17 protein-coding genes are annotated in these 21151 nt (G+C 60.7%); 8 read left to right on the top strand and 9 right to left on the bottom strand.

Features of this window, described 5'->3' with window-relative positions; translation table 11 throughout:
- Positions 1–30: 30 nt before the first annotated feature.
- Together LOZ74_RS01825 and LOZ74_RS01820 are read left to right on the top strand one after the other, a co-directional pair.
- Positions 31–1569: a septum formation initiator gene (locus LOZ74_RS01825; protein ID WP_230292637.1), complete on the top strand. Its 1539-nt coding sequence runs from the start codon at positions 31–33 to the stop codon at positions 1567–1569.
- Positions 1566–2861, top strand: a complete 1296-nt coding sequence (locus LOZ74_RS01820; RefSeq protein ID WP_230292636.1) for an APC family permease — start codon at positions 1566–1568, stop codon at positions 2859–2861. Before LOZ74_RS01825 ends, LOZ74_RS01820 begins: the two co-directional genes overlap by 4 nt.
- A gap of 6 nt (positions 2862–2867) precedes the next feature.
- Here the strand turns inward: LOZ74_RS01820 and LOZ74_RS01815 are convergent, their stop codons facing one another.
- Positions 2868–4943, bottom strand: a complete 2076-nt coding sequence (locus LOZ74_RS01815) for an amidohydrolase family protein (RefSeq protein WP_230292635.1) — start codon at positions 4941–4943, stop codon at positions 2868–2870.
- On the bottom strand, positions 4943–5911 hold the full coding sequence (locus LOZ74_RS01810; protein WP_230292634.1) for an ornithine cyclodeaminase family protein: 969 nt from the start codon (positions 5909–5911) through the stop codon (positions 4943–4945). The genes LOZ74_RS01815 and LOZ74_RS01810 overlap by 1 nt, the downstream gene beginning before the upstream one ends.
- Positions 5912–6050: 139 nt before the next feature.
- On the opposite strand from LOZ74_RS01810, the gene LOZ74_RS01805 reads away from it, so the two are divergent.
- The gene (locus LOZ74_RS01805) at positions 6051–6539 is read left to right on the top strand and encodes an Lrp/AsnC family transcriptional regulator (protein ID WP_230292633.1); all 489 of its coding nucleotides are present in this window, start codon (positions 6051–6053) and stop codon (positions 6537–6539) included.
- Positions 6540–6613: 74 nt separating this feature from the next.
- On the top strand, positions 6614–8323 hold the full coding sequence (locus LOZ74_RS01800; RefSeq protein WP_230292632.1) for a peptidase M61: 1710 nt from the start codon (positions 6614–6616) through the stop codon (positions 8321–8323).
- A 634-nt stretch (positions 8324–8957) separates the two neighbouring features.
- Here the strand turns inward: LOZ74_RS01800 and LOZ74_RS01795 are convergent.
- From LOZ74_RS01795 to LOZ74_RS01780, 4 genes are read right to left on the bottom strand one after another with little or no spacing between them, the layout of a single operon-like run.
- Positions 8958–9377 carry a thioesterase family protein gene (locus LOZ74_RS01795; RefSeq protein ID WP_063511171.1) on the bottom strand — a complete coding sequence of 140 codons (420 nt, stop codon included), beginning with the start codon at positions 9375–9377 and terminating at the stop codon, positions 8958–8960.
- A complete protein-coding gene (locus tag LOZ74_RS01790; RefSeq protein WP_230292631.1) occupies positions 9374–10762 on the bottom strand; it encodes a Dyp-type peroxidase in 1389 nt (462 codons plus the stop codon). Before LOZ74_RS01790 ends, LOZ74_RS01795 begins: the two co-directional genes overlap by 4 nt.
- 1 nt (position 10763) lies before the next feature.
- Positions 10764–11459: a hypothetical protein gene (locus LOZ74_RS01785; RefSeq protein WP_063512050.1), complete on the bottom strand. Its 696-nt coding sequence runs from the start codon at positions 11457–11459 to the stop codon at positions 10764–10766.
- A 25-nt stretch (positions 11460–11484) separates the two neighbouring features.
- The gene (locus LOZ74_RS01780; RefSeq protein ID WP_063512051.1) at positions 11485–12570 is read right to left on the bottom strand and encodes a catalase family protein; all 1086 of its coding nucleotides are present in this window, start codon (positions 12568–12570) and stop codon (positions 11485–11487) included.
- Between the two features lie 137 nt (positions 12571–12707).
- On the opposite strand from LOZ74_RS01780, the gene LOZ74_RS01775 reads away from it, so the two are divergent.
- On the top strand, positions 12708–13325 hold the full coding sequence (locus LOZ74_RS01775) for a TetR/AcrR family transcriptional regulator (protein ID WP_185884396.1): 618 nt from the start codon (positions 12708–12710) through the stop codon (positions 13323–13325).
- A gap of 26 nt (positions 13326–13351) precedes the next feature.
- Here the strand turns inward: LOZ74_RS01775 and LOZ74_RS01770 are convergent, their stop codons facing one another.
- A complete protein-coding gene (locus tag LOZ74_RS01770; RefSeq protein WP_230292630.1) occupies positions 13352–14914 on the bottom strand; it encodes a mechanosensitive ion channel family protein in 1563 nt (520 codons plus the stop codon).
- Between the two features lie 220 nt (positions 14915–15134).
- On the opposite strand from LOZ74_RS01770, the gene LOZ74_RS01765 reads away from it, so the two are divergent.
- The gene (locus LOZ74_RS01765; RefSeq protein ID WP_230292629.1) at positions 15135–15398 is read left to right on the top strand and encodes a hypothetical protein; all 264 of its coding nucleotides are present in this window, start codon (positions 15135–15137) and stop codon (positions 15396–15398) included.
- Positions 15399–15902: 504 nt separating this feature from the next.
- On the opposite strand, the gene LOZ74_RS01760 is transcribed toward LOZ74_RS01765, so the two are convergent.
- Together LOZ74_RS01760 and LOZ74_RS01755 are read right to left on the bottom strand one after the other, a co-directional pair.
- Complete coding sequence (locus tag LOZ74_RS01760) at positions 15903–17135, bottom strand: NYN domain-containing protein (protein ID WP_230292628.1); 1233 nt, start codon at positions 17133–17135, stop codon at positions 15903–15905.
- A gap of 199 nt (positions 17136–17334) precedes the next feature.
- A complete protein-coding gene (locus LOZ74_RS01755; RefSeq protein WP_230292627.1) occupies positions 17335–18609 on the bottom strand; it encodes a hypothetical protein in 1275 nt (424 codons plus the stop codon).
- Positions 18610–19271: 662 nt separating this feature from the next.
- On the opposite strand from LOZ74_RS01755, the gene LOZ74_RS01750 reads away from it, so the two are divergent.
- Together LOZ74_RS01750 and LOZ74_RS01745 are read left to right on the top strand one after the other, a co-directional pair.
- Positions 19272–20102 carry a hypothetical protein gene (locus LOZ74_RS01750; RefSeq protein WP_230292626.1) on the top strand — a complete coding sequence of 277 codons (831 nt, stop codon included), beginning with the start codon at positions 19272–19274 and terminating at the stop codon, positions 20100–20102.
- Between the two features lie 72 nt (positions 20103–20174).
- The gene (locus LOZ74_RS01745; RefSeq protein ID WP_230292625.1) at positions 20175–21062 is read left to right on the top strand and encodes a 3'-5' exonuclease; all 888 of its coding nucleotides are present in this window, start codon (positions 20175–20177) and stop codon (positions 21060–21062) included.
- Positions 21063–21151 lie beyond the last annotated feature (89 nt).

Raw genomic sequence — 21151 nt, 5'->3', positions numbered from 1 at the left:
GGAGCGATCGTTCCGATCATGGACCGCAGAATGAAACCCCATTGGCAAGTGCTGCCGCTGGCCGTGATCTTTGCGCTGCTGTGGGCAGCGGTCGCATGGCTGTCGCCCGCACATGCCCAGGATGGGCCATCCGCGGCTGGAAACACCCGGCGCGGTCAAGCACAAAACGAAACGGCAAGCGCCGGAATTCTTGCCCGCAGGCCGCTTGCGCTGGCGGGCATGGACGGGCCGCTGATGGCCGAAATGGGCGTGTTGCCCGTAACCGCCGGGCCCGATACGCAGGGCGCGACGGCAGGCTATCTGTCCTATCGCGCCGAAAATGCGGATGCGAACAGGCCGGTGATTTTTGCCTTCAACGGCGGGCCGGGGGCAGCCGCGGCGTTTCTGCACATGGGCGCGCTGGGCCCCGTGCTGGCACAGGTCCCGCAGGACCCCGCCGCCGCTGCGCCGGAAGAACCCGTCTGGCTGTCGGGCGCGGCGGAACTGTACCGCGTGGCCGATATCGTGTTCATCGACCCGCCCGGCACCGGCTTTTCGCAGCGCCCCGCAGGTGCCGGCGAAGCACCCTATCGCAGCGTGTCGGGCGACGCGCGCGCCAATGCCGAACTGGTCGCCGCATGGTTGCACCGTCAGGAACGCACCGATGCGCCTGTCTATATCCTTGGCGAAAGCTATGGCACGATCCGCGCTGTCGCCATGCTCGACGCCTTGCAGGAACTGGGCCTTGGCGACCGGCTGCGCGGGGTGATCCTGCTGGGGCAGGCGCTCAACATGATCGAGACATCGCAGCGCCCCGACAATATGGTCACCTATCCGGTATCGCTGCCCACGCTGGCCGCCATCGCCTGCGGACATGGCAGGATCGCCGCCCCATGCGACCCGCAGGACGCAGCCGACGCCGCCGCGCGGTTCGGGCGCGAAACCTATCTGCCCGCATTGTTCATGGGCCGCGACCTCCCCGCTTCCGAACGAAGGCGGATCGCGCAAAGGCTGGAAGAATTGAGCGGCATTTCCGCGCAATTCTACCTCGCCAACGACCTGCGCATTTCCAAGGAACGCTTTCGCGTGGAATTGCTGCGCGAACAGGGGCAAGTGACGGGACGCTATGACGCGCGCTATACCGCGCCGCGCTCCGCGGATGTGACGGTGATGATGGGCCCCGATCCGGCCTCGGTTATTTCGGACATTTATGAAAAGGCGATGCGCGATTATCTGCGCGTATGGCTGGGGATCGCGAATGCGGACGCATACAAGGTCATTTCGCGCTTTGACCAGCCCTGGTCCTATGGCGGCGCGGACAGCCCGTTTGCCGATTGGCCGTTCATGCAGACCGTCGAAACCCATGCCGCGCAAAACCGCTGTCTGCGCCTGTTCGTCGGCACCGGCCTTTATGACCTGACGACCACGGTGGGTGCGGCGGATTATCTGTTTGCGCAATCGAACCTGCCGCGCGACCGCTGGCGGAACGAGGTCTATGGCGGCGGCCATGTGTTCTATTCCGACGATGCCAGTCGCACCGCATTTCTCTCCGACCTCACCGGCTTTGTGCAGGACGATCCCTGCCGGTGAGCGATAGCGCATCATCGCTGCGCAAGGGGATCGGCCTGTGGGGCGTGGTCTCGCTGGGGCTTGGCACGGCGGTCGGCGTGTCGATCTTTTCGGCCATTTCGCCCGCAACCGCGCTGGCAGGCCCCGCCATGCTGCTGTCGGTGGTCGTCGCCGCGCTGCCAATGTATCTGATCGCGATCAGCTATGCCTTTCTGGGATCGGCCATGCCCGTTTCGGGCGCCAGCTTTGTCTGGCCTTCGCGTTTCCTGCATCCGGCGCTGGGATTCATTATCGCGTGGATGCGCATTATCGCCAATATGGGCGCGATGGTGGTGCTGGCGCTGGTGGTGGTCCGCTATGTGTCGATGGTGGTCGACCTGCCGGTAAAGCCGACCATGTTCGCGGTGCTGCTGGCATCCTATCTGGTCAATCTGGCGGGCGTGCATATCGCCGCGCGCGCGCAGACCGCGATGATCGGCGCGCTGGTCGTGCTGTTCGGCGTGTTCGTCGCATGGGGCGGCGCGGTAGCGGCGGAACCGGCGCGACTGGCGCCGTTCGTGCCGCATGGCTGGGGCGGCGTGCTGGCGGCGACGCCGCTGCTGATGGGCCTGTTCTTCGGGCTTGAAGCCGCGACCGAGGCAGGGGCCGAAGTCGCCGACGGCCGCCGTTCGATCCCGCTGGGAATCGCGCTGGCCATCGGATCGGCCACGCTGCTGTATATCGCGGTCGCCTTCGTCGCGCTGACCGTTCTGGGCGCCGACACGCTTGCCACCAGCGAGGCACCGATCCTCGACGCGGCGGCGCAATTCATGGGGCCGCTGGCAAAACCGGTGATCGTCTGCGCAGCGGTGGTTGCGATCGGCACCAGCCTCAACGCCATTTTCACCCTGTTCAGCCGCAGCCTGTTCGCCATGGGAGAGGCCGGCGTGCTGCCCGCGTTCCTGACCCGCGTTCATCCGCGCACCCATGTGCCGCATGTCGCGCTGCTGGCGGTATTCCTGATCGGCTGTGCAGGCCTGTTGCTGCCGATGGAGCTGACCTTTCTGTTCCTTGCGGTCAATATTCCCAATCTGGTGAAATATGGCAGCATCTGCCTAGTCGCGGCGCGGGTCGCGTCGGGGCATTCCGATCTGCACGCGCAGGCTGCGTTCCGCCCCTCGCCCGCTGCGATGACATGGCTGGGTCGCGCAGGGGCGCTCTGCGCGCTGGCTCTGGCGCTGACGGGGATAGAGGCGGACTGGCGCCCCTATGTCCTCTTGCTGGCATGGGGCGCGGCGGGCGCCATCTGGTATTGCCTTCGCCCCCGCCGCTAGGGTCGATCAGAACGCATCCTGATGATCGTGCACCCGCCCCGCAGGAACGTGCGCGGCGGTAACGGAAGGCTGCGCGACGGATGGCGGGGCGGCAAAGGGTGCAACGCCCACTTCCTGCCAGATTTCCGACGGGTAATAGACCACCCCCCCTTTCACCACCATCGCCATGCGATGCAGCGCGGTCATATCCTCAAGCGGATTGCCGTCGATCAGCGCGAAATCGGCCAGCTTGCCCTTGGCCACCGATCCGCGCGACTGGTCCAGCCCCATATAGGCCGCCGGACCCAGCGTGCCGATCCGCAGCACATCGGCAGCCGGAATCCCCGCCTCGGCATAAATCTGCAATTCGCGGTGAAGCGACAGGCCGGTGCCATCGTCGGTTCCGGGCAGCAGGGTAATGCCGCGCGCATGCATATCGGCCAGCAGCGCCTTGATCGTATCGAACGCGCCCTCATAGGCGGCCAGATCCTCCGGCCCTTCCATCGGCGCAATGCCCTGCAGGCGGCGGCGCTTCAGGCTGACGGGCAGATGATCGTAATAGGACCGCACCGCAGGGGCGACCGCGCCGTCGCGGCTTAACATCAGCAGTTCCAGCGTAACGGCCGTGGGGTCCAGCGCAATGCCGCCCTTTTCCATCGCGTCCAGCGTGGCATCGACCCGCGGCGCATGGATATCCAGCCCCGCCGTCCGCCGCATCGCGGTCAGGCGCAGCGGCGTGCGCGTGTCCTCGTCCGGCCGCAGCACCCAGCCCAGCATCAGCTGATTGATATGCGTAATCTCGTCATAACCCGACGCGATCATCGCATCGGCATTGGTAAAGGCGGGAATATGGCCGGTAACCCCCATGCCCAGCCGCTTCGCCTCTTGCGTAACGGCAGGCACCCAACCGGGATCGAAGCTGTTATAGATCTTGATCTGCCAATAATTGCGCGCCGCATACCAGCGCACCGCATCCAGCGCCTCTTCCTGCGTGGCGGCAATCAGCCCGTTGCGCGCGCTATATTCGCTGCGCCCTTCCAGAAAACCGTTGCGCACGATGCGCGGCCCCGCCAGCTCGCCCCCTTCGATCCGGCGTTGCAGGTCGAGCAGCACGTCATTGTCATTGCCCATGTCGCGGACAGAGGTGACGCCCGATGCAATATAGAGCAGCGCGCTTTGCATCGACAGATGCGCATGCATGTCGTTGAGGCCGGGGATCACCGTGCGCCCCTCTCCCTCGATCAGCACCTCGCCCGCGCTGGCGGGGCTGTCCACCGGTTCGACCGACGCGATGCGATCTTCGAAAAATACCAGCGATGCGGGCTCGCCCAATGTGCCGCTAAGGGAATCGAATATGCGCACGTTGCGCAGCCGAACGGGCACATCGAAACGATGGGCCAGCCGCTGCTGCAACAGGGCAAAGCGCGCGGCGCTGCGCTCGGCAGCGATCGCGGACAGCGCCTCGACATGGCGTTCCAGCCCTTCGCGGATCGTCGCCCCGCCCGACGAATAGCTGGCCACCAGATCGCCGCTGTCGTCCAGCAATATGGCCAGGGGCGACATGCCGATGCCCTTGATCAGGAACGACCGGTATCGGGTGCCGCCCAGATCGACCGGCGCTTCCTCTTCCAGCGACAGCATCCCGCCCGGTGCCGATGCCATGGCGTGATCGGCATCGGCCAGCAATGCGCGCGCATACAGGCCCAGCGACCACGGGCTGCCTTCCTGCGCGACATAGATTACCGGTCCGTCTGCCTCCAACGATCCGGTGCCGGTCGAATCGCGCCAGCGCAACATCGCGCCATCGCGGCCAAAGCTTTCGTCGACCGTATTGCCGAATGTGCCGCTGCCGGTCAGGCTCCATGCCGTCGGCAGCCCGTCTTCACCCAGAACGATCCGCTCCTGCATGGTGGGGCCGCGTCCGTTGTTCTTGACATCATGGTCTATCGCCACGCTGTCCCCGTCGATATCTGCGACGACATGACCCACCCGCTCGCCCCCGCTGATCACGACGAACGATTGCTCCTCCGCATGCGCGACCGCCGCGAAGGACAACGCCGTCGCGGCAAGCAGGGACAGGCGGCAGAGGGGAAAGCGGTGCATCAATTGTCCTTTTCGGCCAGATTCTTGCGATAGACATAGGCGGCGGCGGCAAGGTCCTGCACCGCATGGCCCAGCGATTTATAGATGGTGATCTGATCGCTGGCGCTGCGCCCCGCGACTATGCCCAGCAGCACCTCGCCGATTTCCGCGACGATATGATCGGGGCCGACCAGCCCGGCATCCTGCGCCACCAGAAATTCGGCCGCAGCGTCGAGTGCGGATGCCTTGCTGTCGGCAATGTAACGCGCCGCGCAAACAAGCGCGCTGTCGATCTCTACCGGTCCCGGGCCGCTTGATCCCACGATATTCACATGGGTCCCCGCGCGCACCCATTCGCCCGCCAGAACCGGCTGTTTCGCACCGGTCAGCGTGCAGATCACATCGGCCTGCCCTGCCGCTTGCCGCGCGTCACCGGCAGGCTCTACCGGCAGCCGGTCCTGCCAGCGCGCCACCACCGCGTCGACATGGGCGCGGTTACGGCCCCAGATCGCGATACGGTCGAATTCGCGCACCAGCGGCAAAGCCTCCAGATGCGAATGGACCTGCCCGCCCGTGCCCATCAGCAACAGGGTGCGCGCATCGGGCCGCGCCAGCGCATCGGTCGCAACGGCCGTCGCGGCAGCGGTGCGGATATGGGTAATTTCCTCGGCATCGGCGATGCACACGGGGCGCCCCTCGTCCGGTTCGAACATGGCGACCACGCCGCGATGCCGCCTGACGCCCGGATTGCCGGCCTGCGCGAATACGCTGATCATCTTGGCGCCGAACATGTCGTCATCGCCCAGCGAACCGGGCATCTGCGCAAAGGTCCGCCCCTCGCCCATATGGATCATGGTGCGCAGCAATTGCCGCGTCCGGCCCTGCGACAGCGCCTTCATCGCATCGGCCACCGCCGCGATACAGCCCGGATAGTCGAGCAGGCGGGCAACATCCGCCCCGTCGAAAATGGCGACTTCGTCCTTACGCATGATGGTCCGGCCTTTTCCCTTGGCGAACGGGCAGTTGGATCAGTCTAGCCGCAGGGGCGGCAACGCCCGTGTCTTTCCTGTCGCCGTTCAAGCTGTCATAGAATTACCAAGCCAATAAACCATCGACAGGAGCATAATTATGCCTGCGCCGCTTGACCGGCTCGATATTAAGATACTCGACCGTTTGCAGATCGATTCCTCCGAATCTTCCAGCGAGATTGCCGAACGGGTCGGCCTGTCGCAATCGCCCTGCTGGCGGCGGATGCAGCGGCTGAAGGACGAAGGCTATGTCACCGGCAATGTCTCGATCCTCGACCGGTCGAAATTCGGCGAATCCATGTTCATTTTCGCCCAGCTGAAAATGTCGCGCCTGTCGGACCACGAACGCGACCGCTTTGTCATCGCGATCGAAAACACACCGCAAATCATGGAAGCCTATACGCTTTTCGGCGAGATGGACGTGATCCTTAAAGTGCTGGCCCCGAATATGGCGTGGTATCAGAACTTCACCTTCCGCACCCTGCTGCGCCTGCCGGGGGTAGAGGATGTGCGGTCGACCGCCACCCTGTCCGAAATCAAATGCACCCATCGCCTGCCGCTACCCGACGAGACAGGTGCCGGAGCATAGCCTATGCGCAGGCAGGTGCGGATGGCCTGCTGTTCGTGGATGCAATTGCGCCCGACCGGCCTAGGCTGACGGGCATGATGAACCGGTCCCCGCTTTCGTTCGCAGCCATGCTGCTGGCTTGCTCCCTCTCGCTGGCGGCGCTGCCCGCTACCGCGCAGGACGCGCCCGATCTGCACATCCATTTGTCACCCGCCGCGCCCGATGCACAGGGATATATCCGCAGTCTGGACGTCGCGATCAGGATCGAAGGGCTAGCCCCCGATGCGCAGGTTGAAATGCCGGTGCGGCGCCACACCGTCCCGACATCTGCCGATATGCTGTCGGCCCTTGCCTTTTCGGATGCAAAGGGCGTGCTGGCGGTGACCGCCGGCGATGAAGGCGGGGACGGGGATGACGCCAATCGCGCGCGGCACTGGCGCCCCTCGCGACCGGTCGAGGGCGCATTGACCGTTGCCTACCGCGTCACGATCGACCCTGCGCAGCCGCTGTTCTCGCTTCCCCAATACGAACTTCGCACGCGCAACGGCGTGCTGTCGGGCGCTGGGCTGTCGTTCCTGATGCTGCCTGACGACGAGATCGCGCGCGACACCGATATCGACTGGCATTTCGCAGCGACGGATCGCGCTCGCCGCGGGATTTCCAGCCTTGGCATCGGCAATGTGCAGTCCGGTCGCCCGCAAACCGCGCAGGATCTGCAATCCTCCTATTTCATGGCAGGCACACCCCATGCCTGGGAAAAGGGCACTTTCTTTGCTGCATGGGACGGCGATTTCGCATTCGACGGGAAAGAGATCATGGGCTGGGCCGCACGGTTGCAGGACTTCTATGGCGATTTCTTCCGCCAGCGCCCCGATCATTTCGGCGTCTTCGCCCGCGTCAACGAAACCAATCCGGGCAGCGGCATCGGCCTTACCGACAGCTTTGCCTTTACCTTCGACGACACGATGGAGCCCGATGCGCTGAAGGGGCTGCTGGCACATGAAATGCTGCACGCATGGGTCAACTCGCTCGATGGCAAGATGAACGAACCCGACGGCTTCGCCTCGTCCTGGTTCGGAGAGGGTCTGGCCGTCCACTACCAGCGCCTCCTTCCTTTCCGCGCCGGGCTGATATCGCGGCAGGACTTCCTCGACGATCTGAACAGCACGGCGGGGCGTTACTATACGAATGTCATGATCGGCACGCCCAATGACGACATCGGCGCCGGTTTCTGGCGCGACACGCGCATTCGCGTGCTCCCCTATGATCGCGGATCGCTCTATTTCGCCGAAACCGATGCGGCGATCCGCGACGCATCGGGTGGAGAACGCTCGCTCGACGATATCGTGCGCGAAATGCTGGCAGAGCGCGCATCGGGGCAGCCGATGGATCTGGCGCTATGGGAACGGCTTTTGCATCGCGAACTGGGCGATGCAGGCATCGCGCGCTTTCACGCCATGTTGGCAGGAGCCACCGTGCTGCCCCCGTCAGACGCCTTTGGCCCGTGTTTTCGCCGCACGACCCAGCCGATGCGCCGCTTCGATCTGGGATTCGATCCCGCCAGCCTGCTGACGCAGGACCGCCGCGTAACCGGCCTCAAACCCGGCTCGAACGCCGAAAAGGCTGGCCTACGCGAGGGAGACCGAATCCTGAACCGCTTTTCACAGGACGGGCTGCAGGGCCGACAGGACGGCGTCCTCGATCTGGAAATCGAACGCGGCAGCAAACATCTTTCGATCTCCTACCAGCCAAGGGGCGAAGAGGTCACCGCCTATCAATGGCAAACCCAACCCTGCCCCGAATAGCACACGCCGCAGCCCAACCGAGCCGCACGCAGGAAACCGCCCGACGGGGCAGCTTTCTGCGTGTGTTCACAACATGTTGAGAAGTGATGGTGCCAGAAGAGGCATCACATTCGAAATACTTTTCTACGTTTTTTCAAATAGTTAGGAATTTGGCTGTTTGCAAAAAGTCCTCAAAAGGCCCTCAAAAGTCGTATAATGCATTGGTTCGATGCCTTTTTCAGGACTCGGAATTGTCACAGCGGCTTCGATGGCAAGGAAGTTCAATGTCTCCTTTGCGCCCTAATGTCGGCCATTTAAGCTCGCTTGAATCTTTTCCGAAAGCTGCCTGTCGTCAGCATCAGCCCAGATGGCAGCTTCGCACCTTAGCAACCACTCCTTGCGATCGGCGTGCTGTCCCCCCCGAGAGTGGGCGTCGGTTCAGCACAAGGGATCGCTGCAAATGTGCGCTCCTATTGCGACCGCCTTGGTCGGCAGCGCCGAGGCATTGCATAACAAATGCAACGATAACGGGTCGGTATCCTCGCTAGAACGGGGATAGTTGTGGGGCTGCGATTAATAGAACTTATACAGTTATCGCGCCTTCGCGTTGGGATTGTCAAATGGCTCGGAGAAAAAGGGCAAGAAGCCGTGTGCATTAAGCTACAATGGCGAAATGCCTCGCCAACTCGTGCGTGATGCGGTGCAGCTGCCGTGTTTCTCGGTCGATGCAGCACAGGGTCGTGTCCACTTCGGCGACAGACACGCTGCCGCGGCTGAACTGTATTTCGAATTGCGAGCGGGACCCACGAAAGCCCCTGAGGAGGACTTTCGCCTCGAGCTGGTCGCCGAGAAACGCCTCGCTGCGATATCTGATGTCGTGGCGCAGGGCGATCCATGCGATCTTTGCGACCTCCTCCGCCGGCGCATGTGCGACCCAATAGGCGGTGATCGCCTGCTGCACCCAGGTCAGATAGACCGCATTGTTGACGTGATCGAGCTCGTCGATCGCATCAGGGCCGACCGTGATGGGATAGACGAAAGCCGAACCGCCCTCCTGCCCCCTCTGTGGGTTCATGGGCTCGCGCCTTCGTCCCATGCGCCGTCGCCAATCCAGCGCAGGGCCGTGAGCGAGGGCATGAACATGTATTCTCCGCCGCGCAGCCGGTTGAAGGTGGTCACGCCATCGATTTTTCGGCGCACCGGCGTTTCGGGAATGGTGAAAGTCCCGGGCGTCTGGTGCAGACCGACGATCGGATCCCGTTCTTCGCCCAGGTCGACGAAGTTGCCACGGTTGATCCATTCCTGCTGGAGAAATTCGATCGTATCGAATGCCCTGGCGCTGATGAAAATGAAGAACAGCCCGCGATCCTCCTGCGCATCGGACTCCGACGTCACGTCGCGGCTCCATTTCGGACCGTAGGTAGATGAGCGCCTGATGATGCGGTGGATGTTCACATCGCTGAGGATCGTAAGCTGGCTGTCGCGCGGATTGAGGCGGCGCATATGCGCGGCGTGCGGGCAGACGAGGCCGCGATGATCGTCTTCGTAGGAGAAGTCGTTGTTGCGTCGGGAATCGGCGCCAAGTTCCGGATCGTCCCGGTCCGGCGCTAACGGCAATGGCGCACCGCTCTGCCACCGGCCGAACATCTTCGCGGCTATATAATCCTGCTCTCCTTCGTCGGCGGATTGCTCGCGCAGGAAGTCGTTAAACGCGCCGACGCGGCTCTGATATTTTCGCAGCACGATGTATGACCCGTTGCGCCCAAGCGGTGCGGGTTGCGGCATGGCGAGCGGGCTACCGGTCTCGCTGTTCTCGCCCAAGATGAATTCTCCAGGCGCGATCGCGCGCTCCTGACCGGGCAAGGGGTCGACCCCGCTCCCGTCGACCAACGGCTGCGAAATGCTGTCGCGAAAGCCGAAGGGGTTCTTTGCGTCCTCGTCGGCACCGAAACGGTGCGTACCGATCAGCGTGATGCCGGTGGATTTTTCCAGTTCGGCCTCGGCCTTTGCCAGCACGTCGTCGAGCGCATCGTCGTCGCGCGCATAAATGGTCAATGCGATATGGCAAGTGCCGGGGCGATAGGGATCCTCCCATGTTTCGGGCGCGTTTTCGCCGAAATCGCGTAGCTGCTCGGCGCGGGCGGCCATGCCTTGCTGGAAGGCCAGCGGAAAACTCTCCAACGAGGTTTCGGGCAGCCCGAGCGCCTTTAAGCCGTCATAGCTGATGGCGACGCCGGTCCACGAGTCCAGCTCGTCCGTCCAACCCGATGCAGCGGGGATATGGTCGGCCAGGCGGCGCAAAAGATCCCGCCCTCCGGCGGCCTCGTCGACATGGATCATCGAATGGATGCCGACATAGGGTTCGGGCCGGGATCGAAGGATCAGCGCCTGGATATCGTCGAGTTGGAGCTTGACCTTGTCCGGACGGAAGCGGGCGGAAAGTTCTTGCAGAATGCCCATGTCAATAATCCACGCCTTCGGGTTGCGCGATGGCCGTGCTCAGCTCGTCGAGAGCCTTGCTCGTGGCGGGATCCATATCCGCATTCGCCCGGGATTTTTCGAGGAAGTCATCCAGCGCGTGCTCCATCCGCTGGTACCGGCGGGTATCCACAACCGTCACTTGCGGATTGGCCACAAACCATCCCGATGCATCGATCTGGTGATCGGCGATAAAGTCCTTCACCTTGGGGCTGTCGATCCCCGGCCAGCCTTCGACATTGGCGAACAGCAGGTCCATCAACCCCGGAATCTTGGTGGCGAAATCGTTAATATAGGTGTCCCAGTCGCCATCATAGGTTGTGGCGAACAGGATGCGCGTGTCGTCGTCGAAAAATACGAAGCGCATATCGTGCAAGGTCGACACCCGCTGCGCGCCGTCCATATTGCCGTTGGTGAGGTCGAAGATGCGACGCAGGCGGTCCGCCCCGCCGGGCTTGACCTTGGCGATGGCGGTCAGTTCGGACACATTGCCCGACTGCATTCCCGCGCGCCCCGCCTTGTTGGCGGTACCCTTGTAATCGGGATTGTGGTCGCGGATCATCGCTTCCAGCGCGATTTTCGCGAGCTGCGGCAGGTCTTCTGCCAGCTCGCGCGCACGGCGGCGGATTTCTTCGGGCTTGCTCTCATCGGCAAGACGCGGATCGGTGCTTTTGGTCATGGCGCGCTCCTTTTGCGCTTGGTGGTCAATCGGGAATGTCGGACAGGGCCTGCGGCTCTATGCGCGGGCGATCGTTCTGAGTGTGACGATAGGTGCTGGACCGTTCGTAGGCCGCGCGGCGAATGCGCATGATGCCGCCCAGCGGGCGATGCGCCTCGACGCCGTTCCATGGATTGAACGACAGCACATCGTCGCCGAAAACCTGGCGTGGCGGGCTGTAGGGGTCCTGGCTGTCGAAGCGCAGCGTGGCGATGGCACGATGGGGAGACTTTTCCTCTTCCCACAACACGGCAGCATCTTCCACCGGCATCGTTTCGAGATCGGTGCAGAGCTGCGCGCGCAATTCATATTCGGTGCCGTTCGCGCGGAAAAAATCGCCGATTACGTCGCGCATGGTCGAATATTGGACGTCTTCGAGATCCCGACCGGTCAAATCGCGCACGGATTGGGATTTCGGGGCGAGCGACAGTTTGGCGACATGGTCGCCGAACCGGACAGCGGCCTGCGTATGATAGGTTTCGCCGAGAGGATGATTGTTGTCGCGCGCCAACCCCTCGAGCGTCGCGCTCGGCACCTTGCCCACCGCTTCCACCGCATCCTTCGCGCCGCGCGCCACGCCGGCAACGAGGCGTTGGAAGAAATCGGGCGCATGCGCGTTCTTTTCGAGCAGACCCAGCATCTGCTTGTATTTCGGGATCGTGCCGAAGGCGAGCACCGGGAAATTCACCATCAGGAAATCCTGGTTCTCGCCACCGATGTCGGGCGAAAGCCGGTCACCCGGAACGCCGATCACCTTGATCGCGAAACCGCGCGGGGCCGGAACCTCGTCCGAATGGATATCGCCCGGCGCGGACGAAAGCCGCGCGACGACCTCGTAGGTCTTCGGAGAAGCGAAGATGCCCTGCGCAAGCTCAGCCGACAGACCGTCGTGCACGGTCATGCTACCCTTAAGGATCGCGTGCGATTTCGCATGGGCATCGCGATGGGCGTGCCGATGCCGTTCGAACGCGTTGCGCGCCGTCGCATTCATCTGTTCGACGATCTCGCGCGTCAGCCGCTGTTCGTCGGGATCGACTTGCTCGACATTGGGGGTGAACCGTATGGGCTGCATGGGCAACAACTCCTGCCTGTTTTGCCTGCTGAAAAGGATCGACGGGAAACCGATCCTCTGGCCGGGCATTTGAAATATCAAGTGATATCTGAAAATTCGGTTCCGAAAATCAGGACTTTTGAGACGGATCGAGCACCATGAGCGGCGAAACCACCACCAAATCGCGTCGGCAAAGCCAGGCGGAAACACGCGCCAAGCTGATCGAATCGGCCGAGCGGCTGATGATCGCCCATTCCATCCCGGCACTTTCCGTGCGCCAGCTCTGCGCCGACGCCGGATTTACGCAAGGCGCCTTTTATTCGAATTTCGAGAGCAAGGAGTTGCTGCTGCTCGAAGTCATGGAAGGTCACTTGGCCGAACAGCGGGACCGACTGGAAGACCTCGCCGCCTCGATCCCGGAAGCCGATATCGATCAGGCCATGCAAACGCTTGCTGCGTGGCTAGCCGACATCCCCGATCGCCAGGCCTGGGCGGCGCTGGCGCTGGAATTGCAGCTCTATGCCTTTCGCAACCCGGAATTCCGCGCGCAGTACAAGGCTGCGGAGGCGCGTGTAACGGCCCAGTTCCGGGTTCTGATCGAAGGCCTGGCCGCCCAGTTTGGGCAGCCACTCCGCTTGCCCGCCGATGTCATCACCGAAACCTTGCTCATACTCTGGCATACTGCGGTCTTGCGATCGGGCGACGGCACCCAGCCGGAAGAAAGTTACGTGAAGGTCTTCAGGCAGATCATGTTCGGCGAACCGTCAGCCGGATAGCGTTGCGTGACCACCACCGTACCGCGTCACCCTTGCCCGGTTTCGTCCTTGCGCAGGTAAAGGGTCTGTGTCGGGAAGGCGAACCCGATGCCTGCCTGTTCCAATCGCTCGTAGATGTCGAGCATGAGATCGTTGCGGATTCTCAGGCTTTCGTCGAAATCGGCGGTCATGATGTAGGCAAAGGTTTCGATCGCCAGCGAGTCCGTTGCAAAATAACGTAATGTCGCCCGGCGCGGCTCCGGGGCGATGTGCTCGTTCTGTGCGAGCGCCTCTTCTATCAGGCCAATCCCTTCACGCAGCTTGGCCGCATCCAAGGCGTATTCGAGGCCGATCGTCTCGTTGAAGAGGAAACGTTCGCGCTTGGTATAGTTTTCGATCTGGCGTGAGGAAAAATCGCCATTGGGGATCGTGACGACGGTTCGTTCCAGCGTCCTGATCCGGGTCGACCGCATCCCGATATCCTCGATCGTGCCGAGCACATCGCCGACCTTGCACACATCCCCGACCTGCACCGGCCGGTCGGCCAACACGGATACGGTGCCGACCAGGTTCTCGACCGTCTTCTGTGCGCCCAGCGCCAGAACCAGACCGCCGATGCCGAGCGCTGCCACACCGGCGGTGACATCGAAGCCGAGCGTATCGAGGATGCCGAGCGCCCCCAGGACCAGCAACCCGGCCTTGATAACCCGGCGGGCAAAGACGATGACCGACGCGCTCTGGTACCGCGCGCGCCGCGTCATGCGCAGCGACAACCACCGGGCGAGCGCATCGACCAGGCGGAACAGGAACCACAGGAACACGATCCACGCTGCGAGGCCGAGATAGCGCAGCACGACCTGGCGCGCGACGATCGAGATCGGCGCAGCGTCCGACCACAGCCGGAAACTGACAATGGTCACAACCAGCGCCAGTGGTGGCAGGGCGGCATCGAGAACCCGGTACACCGCCCCATCGCGCGAGAGGACCTGCCGCAGACCGAACAGGAACAGCGCGGCCAGCAACCGGGTCGCGATGAAGACGGCGATCAACAGCCCCAGCAGCTTGACCCAATCCAGCGCAGGGGCACCGGCGACGATGGCCTCTTCCTCCGGGATCGCCTGCGGCTCGATATCCGGGAGGGCCTGTAGCGTCTCTGCCGACAGTTGCCAGATAGCGGACCCGTCCGTGCCGCTGCTCTGTGTCAGTAGGATGGGTATCTCGCCCCCGGCGAGTGTCCCGACCTGTTCGCTTGCCGGGTCGAGGCCATCGTCGAGCCGCCCGTTGGGCTCGTTGGCCAGTTCCTGATAGGTGGCGAGCGTCCCGCCCGCATCGAGCGCAGCGCGCAGGCGCGGCACGACCTCCGCGCGATCCATACCGGCAGGCAAGTCGAGATAGGGATCGAGGGCACCGGGATCTTCGCTCGCCAGCACGCCCAGCAGGTTGGTCACGGTCGAACGCGGCGTTTCCCGCCCGAAGGGATCCATCGCCACCTGCGCCTCGGCGGCGTCCCCGGACGACGGAAGAATCGACGTCGCGGCGAAAGCTGCGACGCCGCAAGTGAGCAGTACGGTTGCCAGCAAAGCATGGAAAAAGGCGAGGATCTTACGCATTTTGGGGGAATGTTTGGCGCGCGAGTGGCGGTTTTTCAACAGCAGACGTGCTCACCATTGTGGTACAGGTAACCTCCTGCGCTGGAGAGCTGTCCTGTTTGCCCGAGCAGGCGGGTAGGACACGCGCGCGCCTCCAGCGTCAGATATCAAGGCACAGCAAGAAACCGAAGTCGTAGCATATGGCTCGCTGGATGCGATGTCGGACCCCCGGGCGGTTCGCATGTTCATCAACGAACCTTATCGCGAATGGCAGTTTGCCGCCGCCGCCGGACTGCCCGCAGATTTTCCTGATGGAGAACCCGTGGGCCCCATGCCGCGGATAATGGAAACCACCGATAGCTGGTCGTTCGACTGGTCTGGATTTAATACAATCGTCGCAACGCCGTCAGGCCGCAACGAAGCAAGCGATAACAACTATCGCTTCGAGCGGGATGGACTCAGTTGGCGTCTCGTTGCCATCGAACTTATCGTGCCCATCCGATAAAAGACCATGAGGGGGAGCCCAAGCTGCTCGAGGGCTCCGAGCCTAGAATAGGTTAGGATGCCGAATGTCGACTTACTGCCGTCTGAACACCGGAAGCGGACTGCCTCTTCCCGGCGCGGTCCCAGCCCTCGAAAAAGGTCTATTGGGAGCTAATTCGGGCCGGGGTGCGATCCTCGACAGGGGCTGCGTCCAAATTTTGTGCTATTTGTCAAACATTTGAGCAAACATCACGATAGCTTTTTTGGGACTCGAAACTTAGAATCTCCCCGCCTGTCACTTGACGCATTACCCCATACAACGAGCTAGCGGCGACGCTTCCGCTTTACCCATTCATCATGTGGGATCCAGTCGCCGCGCACCCTCTTGGCCGCCTTCCAATCGTTGATCTTGTCGATCTTAGATGACCTGCGATTTACTACCACGGCACCTCGTGAGAGGCCTCTGAAGATAGATGAAAATATGCCCATTTGAACTGTCTCCTACCCGCGACCTCGACCCACATGCTCAATTCACGCCAAGCCAATTTCCAATCGCCTCTTCGGCAGTCTCTCCAAGTGAAAGGCCGAGCGAGGATGCACGATCGAGGACTGCACCGCGAAAAGCCGCCCCAATAGCCTCAGGACTGGGCGCCAACTCGGAATCGAGCCTAACGCCCCCAAACTGAGCACCGCGCATCACGTACGCAAGCGAATTGCGACCGACCTCAACGCCTTCACCCGCCAGCGCATCACGGCACCACCGCGTTGCTTCGGTTAGATTGAACTCATGGGTCTTGGCGTATTGTGCCAGTACGGCGAAAACCTTGGGCCAGTCAGCTCGATCAATTCTCGGCAGGTCCAGTTCTCTAGCAAGCAGGCCGACGTCGGCTGGCAAGCCGGCGCTCTCATCAGTCCTGTCAGCGGACGGCGGTTGATGTCGTTCGGCATCCCACATGTGATGCTGCGAGAACTGCACATTGGGTAAGTCCAAGGCCACAACCGCTGCAGTGAAGCTTCCGGCTCCGAACCATCCTGATTGCTTTGCATCGACGCATTTTCGCGCTGCATCGAGCGCCAGGGCGGCGAGATTCAAGGGGGCACTTGCCTCTTGATAACGCGTCCGGATCAATGAACTGAATTCGGCTCGACTATCTTCTTGCTCGGTCTCGCCTTGGCTCGGACCAGATTTGTCGACGTCCCCTAGTGCTAGGTCTGCATCTGCTCTTAGGAGTTCTGTGATTGCTTCGAAGCCGACAATGCGATCGGCGATAGAGGTATATGCTGCCGACAAATACCCCGGGGAGACGATCGTTATCCGGCGGTCTTCAGCACGAAGCTTTTGCAGGAGCGGCGTAAAATCGGAATCGCCTGAAGCGAGGACAAACTCATCAAAGTGTGTTCGATGATCGAGCAACTCCAGGGCATCAACAACCATGCGAATATCCGCGGCATTTTTGCCTCCTCGGGATACTGCTGGACAATCGATGACCTCAAAGCCTGCGCGTACCAGTCCCGGCCGGAACCGTGAAAAGTATAACCTCTCGTTGGCGTCTCCAGGGGCGCGGGCAAAGCCCGCCGGGTTCAGGTAGCAACGGGCAACAAGCCAGCGCCTTGGATCACTGATGACATGCGTGTTCGCCAGCACTTGAAGCCAGTCACCCGGCTCTGAAGCAAACCGCAGTGCCGCTTCGCGATCCAATTCCCATAAAGTCGTGAAAACATTGTCGAAATCGACAAAGATGGCGCACTTCGCCAGCATATAAAATCTCCAACATAAAATGAAGAAAGCAACCGAACAATTCGTTTGATTTCCTACACTTCGTCGTCCCAGAAATGCCTAGCAACAGGCTACGCATTAAATCTCGACTCGGTGCGCCTTCAGCATACACGGGTGGTTTGCGTTCGAGAACTGGCAGCTCGGCATGAGAAGGACGGTTGATAGAACCGCTCACTCCCTGTCACGGAGTGAATGTACCCGCTGGCTCGGCGTAGCTCTTGATGATCCTTTCAGGACTTTCATGCCAGCCGATGTTGAATGCCCAATAGGTCGGAAAGAAATAGAGCGTCGAGTAAGGCAGATGCTCATGGATCCATCGAGCGAGGATCCGCCAATCGCCTTGCTCTTGGTGCTTGGCCCAGAAACCAGGAACGACCACGCAAGCCATCGCCCCCATGTGGCCGTTCTCGTCGAGGCGATCCCAGATGTGCCCCGCGAAGTTGCTCTCGTTCGAAGCACAGGTGTAGCCGGCCTTCTTCTTACGCTGCATTGCGTTGCAAAAGCCATTCACCTCACACGAGCGATACGCAGACCGGATCGCAACCCTGCCCCAATGGTCTTGAAGGGGTTCGAGCAATTCCTCGCAAAGGCGTTTGCCCGCCTTGATCGCCAGGTCTGGATCATCTGGGGCATTGTTGAGCCCGTGGATCATTGCGACCTCGGAATAGAGCATGTCCCGCATGAAGAAGGACTTTGACAGTTGGACCCGGCCCAGATCTGTCAGCTTGGGAACTGTCCTGGCCGTTCCGAGCCTGGTGTGCGGGCCGTCGTTCGCCTCCGCAACCCACCCAATACGAAGCGCAACGTCGTCACGAATTTTCGGTTCGCTGATCGCGCCCACTTGGGGGGAAGAAAATCCTAGGGCACTTGCGAATGCACTGAAATCATCAAACCACGAACGACGCGGACAGAAGCTTTGCACCATCATGACCGCGTCTTGTGCGTGGTAGCGCTTAGCTTCGATGATCGCCGATGCTGTCCGGTGAATGAGCTGATACCGCAACGAACCGACTGTGGCAGGATCGAGACCAATCATGCCGCACAGCCGATCAAGTCGAGCCGTCCTGGTAGGAAGATCACCTTTCGGGTCAGCCAGCCATTCTGCGACGGTTGGACCAAAGGTCTCGTCGACTTTCGCTTCGATGGCAATAACGCCAAGCCCGCTCTCGTGACGAACGATAGCCATCAGGTCTGTCTGGCTTGGCCGTTGACCGTCACCGAGATCGACAGAGCGCTCAAGGAAGGCATCCAGCAATCTGCAATCGTGAAGCACGGCATCGGCACTCAATGCAGCCAGTATGGACGACGGCAACGCGTTCGCAGAAAACCAGAGGTCGACCACAGATTTGGCTGACCTTCCGGGCTGCCAATGGGTCGGCGAACCGAGGTGATGGATTGCGTCCTCCGGTCGGAGCAACGGCACGTGCACCCTCGGGATCGAAGTCTCGTCTTGCATTGCCAGTCGCCCACATTCCCCGCTTGTAGCCTTCGCCAATCCAAGGATACTCGAGTTCCGCATCTCGTCTGCAACAAAATGGAAAGAGCAGGAGCGTCATCCGACCAATATGCTGTGCCAGGCAAAGAAGCACCTGTTATAACAATTGATCTGGCTTGGTCTGCGGGGTAGCAATTGAGCGATGGCAGAGACGGTTCTTGAACAAGTGCGAGCGTTCGTCGAGCGTTTACGTCCGGATGCAGTTTGCGATGACTGCATTGCCGATCGTTTAGGGCTGTCAGTGAGGCAGCACGCCAATCACAAGACGCGGGAATTGGCCGGGTCACCGGGTTTCCAGCGCCAGGTTGATACCTGCACGCTTTGCGGTTCTCGCAAGAAGGTTATCCGTCGCGCTTGACGAGGGTTGAGGCGGACTGGCCATATTTATCCCGCAAATCCCGGAAACCTGAAAATGCGGGATAAACCGTTGCAGCCCGGAGCAAAGGGGGCGGGGACAAAACTTGGCTGGGTGCTCGATTCAAACAACAATCACCCGCTTCGACAAGAAGAGACCGTCAGATTTTTGGGATTCGAACATGACCAAATGGCGGCTCATCGTTCTAGATTTTCGCGTGATATCATGTTGAATATACGAAAATTCCCTCAAGCACGGACCTCAGGATTTGTATAAGAAATTGGCCGCCGGTCACGCCACAAGCTTCATTCAAGAACGGCCCAGCCTCAACGAAATTACAAATTGGCTGGCTTCGCCACGTCGGGAAGCAGCGGTGTTGGCTTTCCGCGAGTCGGCGTTCTCGAAGAAACCTGGAAGGGTTGTGAAACGCGTTTCCAAGCATGTGCGCCCTGCTTTCGAAACGGTGCACCTGGCCCAGTGGGACAAAGTGTTGAAGGCAGTTTTCGGTGTTCGCTTGGCATCGGTTCGGGAAACCGATGTCTTCGCCATGTACAACGACGAGGAAAAGGCGTTCTCCGAACGATCAGTAATCATCTCGGATCTCATGTTCGTTGCGAGAGGCCACGAAATTCAAACGACCATAAACATTTCAGCTAATATCTCTCACCACGCCATCTCACGCCTACTGGAACGAGGGGCGTCGACACCAGAAACGATCGAGCGAGATGTCCTACAGATCCTCCAAGAAGCTAGGGCACTAAGGAACTTCTTGTCGTCTGGAGTTGACCATAGTCTCGATAAGCTCATGGATGACATGACCTATGATTTGATGGTCCCATACGGTGAAGGTGGATTGGTCCTGCGCACCCTCCGTATTAATGCAACTCAGAAGTCGTTCTTTTCAGATCCTATGCCTGTTTTTTCCGTTCGAACATTCCTGGACAGGTCGATGTTGTCCTCCCGCCAGTACGAACGCATGGAAAACTTTCGATTATCTCACGATCCTCTTATTTCCGAAGAAGACTGTCGGCATACTGTAGCTTGGCTTAGAAAGAATGCCGAAGAGACTGACCCAAGAAGGCGACTGGTAGTCGAGTAGGCGGCCGTAATTGTCGTTTTCATAGGGGGATCATCGAGGCGAGAGTCACGACTGTAACAAAGGGCAGGATAGTTGAAGAGTGAGGAAATGATAGCGGCGCTAGAAGCCACCGGCGATTTCAAAGTACTACGGCGACTTCGACTGCCGCCCCAGGCAGCCAAAATTCCAGATAATGCCCGGCGAGCCATCTTTATTGATGTGGAGACCACGGGCCTTGATCCTAAATGCGATGAAATCATCGAACTCGCGATGGTGCCATTCTATTATTCAGACCAAGATGAAGTAATCTCGATCGGTGATGCATTCTCTGCCCTGCGACAGCCGGAAGCTCCGATCTCCGAAGAGGTCACGAAGATCACCGGGATCACCGATGCGATGGTCGAGAACAAGTCAATCGATCAATCAGACGTCGCCAAGTTCGCGGGCCGCAGCCTCATTATAGCGCACAACGCAGCGTTTGACCGACCTTTTCTCGAGCGCTTTTGCCCGGCGATGGCACAAAATCCGTGGGCTTGCTCGATGAGCGAGGTCGACTGGCGCGACGAGGGCTTTGAAAGCACGAAGCTCGCCTTCTTGGCGCTCAGCAGCGGCTTCTTTTACGATGGCCATCGCGCCGAAAATGACTGTCGAGCGGCAATTGAACTCCTTTCGAGAAAGTTGCCGAGCAGTGGCAAGGGAGCATTGTCGCAGCTCCTTGCTTCAGCGCGAGGCAACTCCTTTCGCTTCTGGGCCGAGGACGCTCCATTCGAAACCAAGGATCTGCTCAAAGCACGCGGATATCGATGGAATGGCGAGGCAAACGGCCAACCTCGGGCTTGGTGGAAGGACGTATTTGAAGCTGACGTAGAGCGCGAAAAGGCTTTCTTGCGGTCCGAGGTCTATCGGTCTGGCAAGACAGTTCGAACCGCAAAACTCACTGCGCATGAGCGCTACTCGCGGCGCATAATTCCGAACGACTGAAAAAAATGGCATATCGACAGAACCAACGCAGAGAATTCGGGCTACCGATTCAGCAATCCTTGATTGGATCTGTTTCAGACAACTGACGA

Source organism: Croceicoccus sp. Ery5, from assembly GCF_020985325.1.
GTDB lineage: Bacteria > Pseudomonadota > Alphaproteobacteria > Sphingomonadales > Sphingomonadaceae > Croceicoccus.
This window is presented reverse-complemented; position numbering and strand designations above follow the sequence as displayed.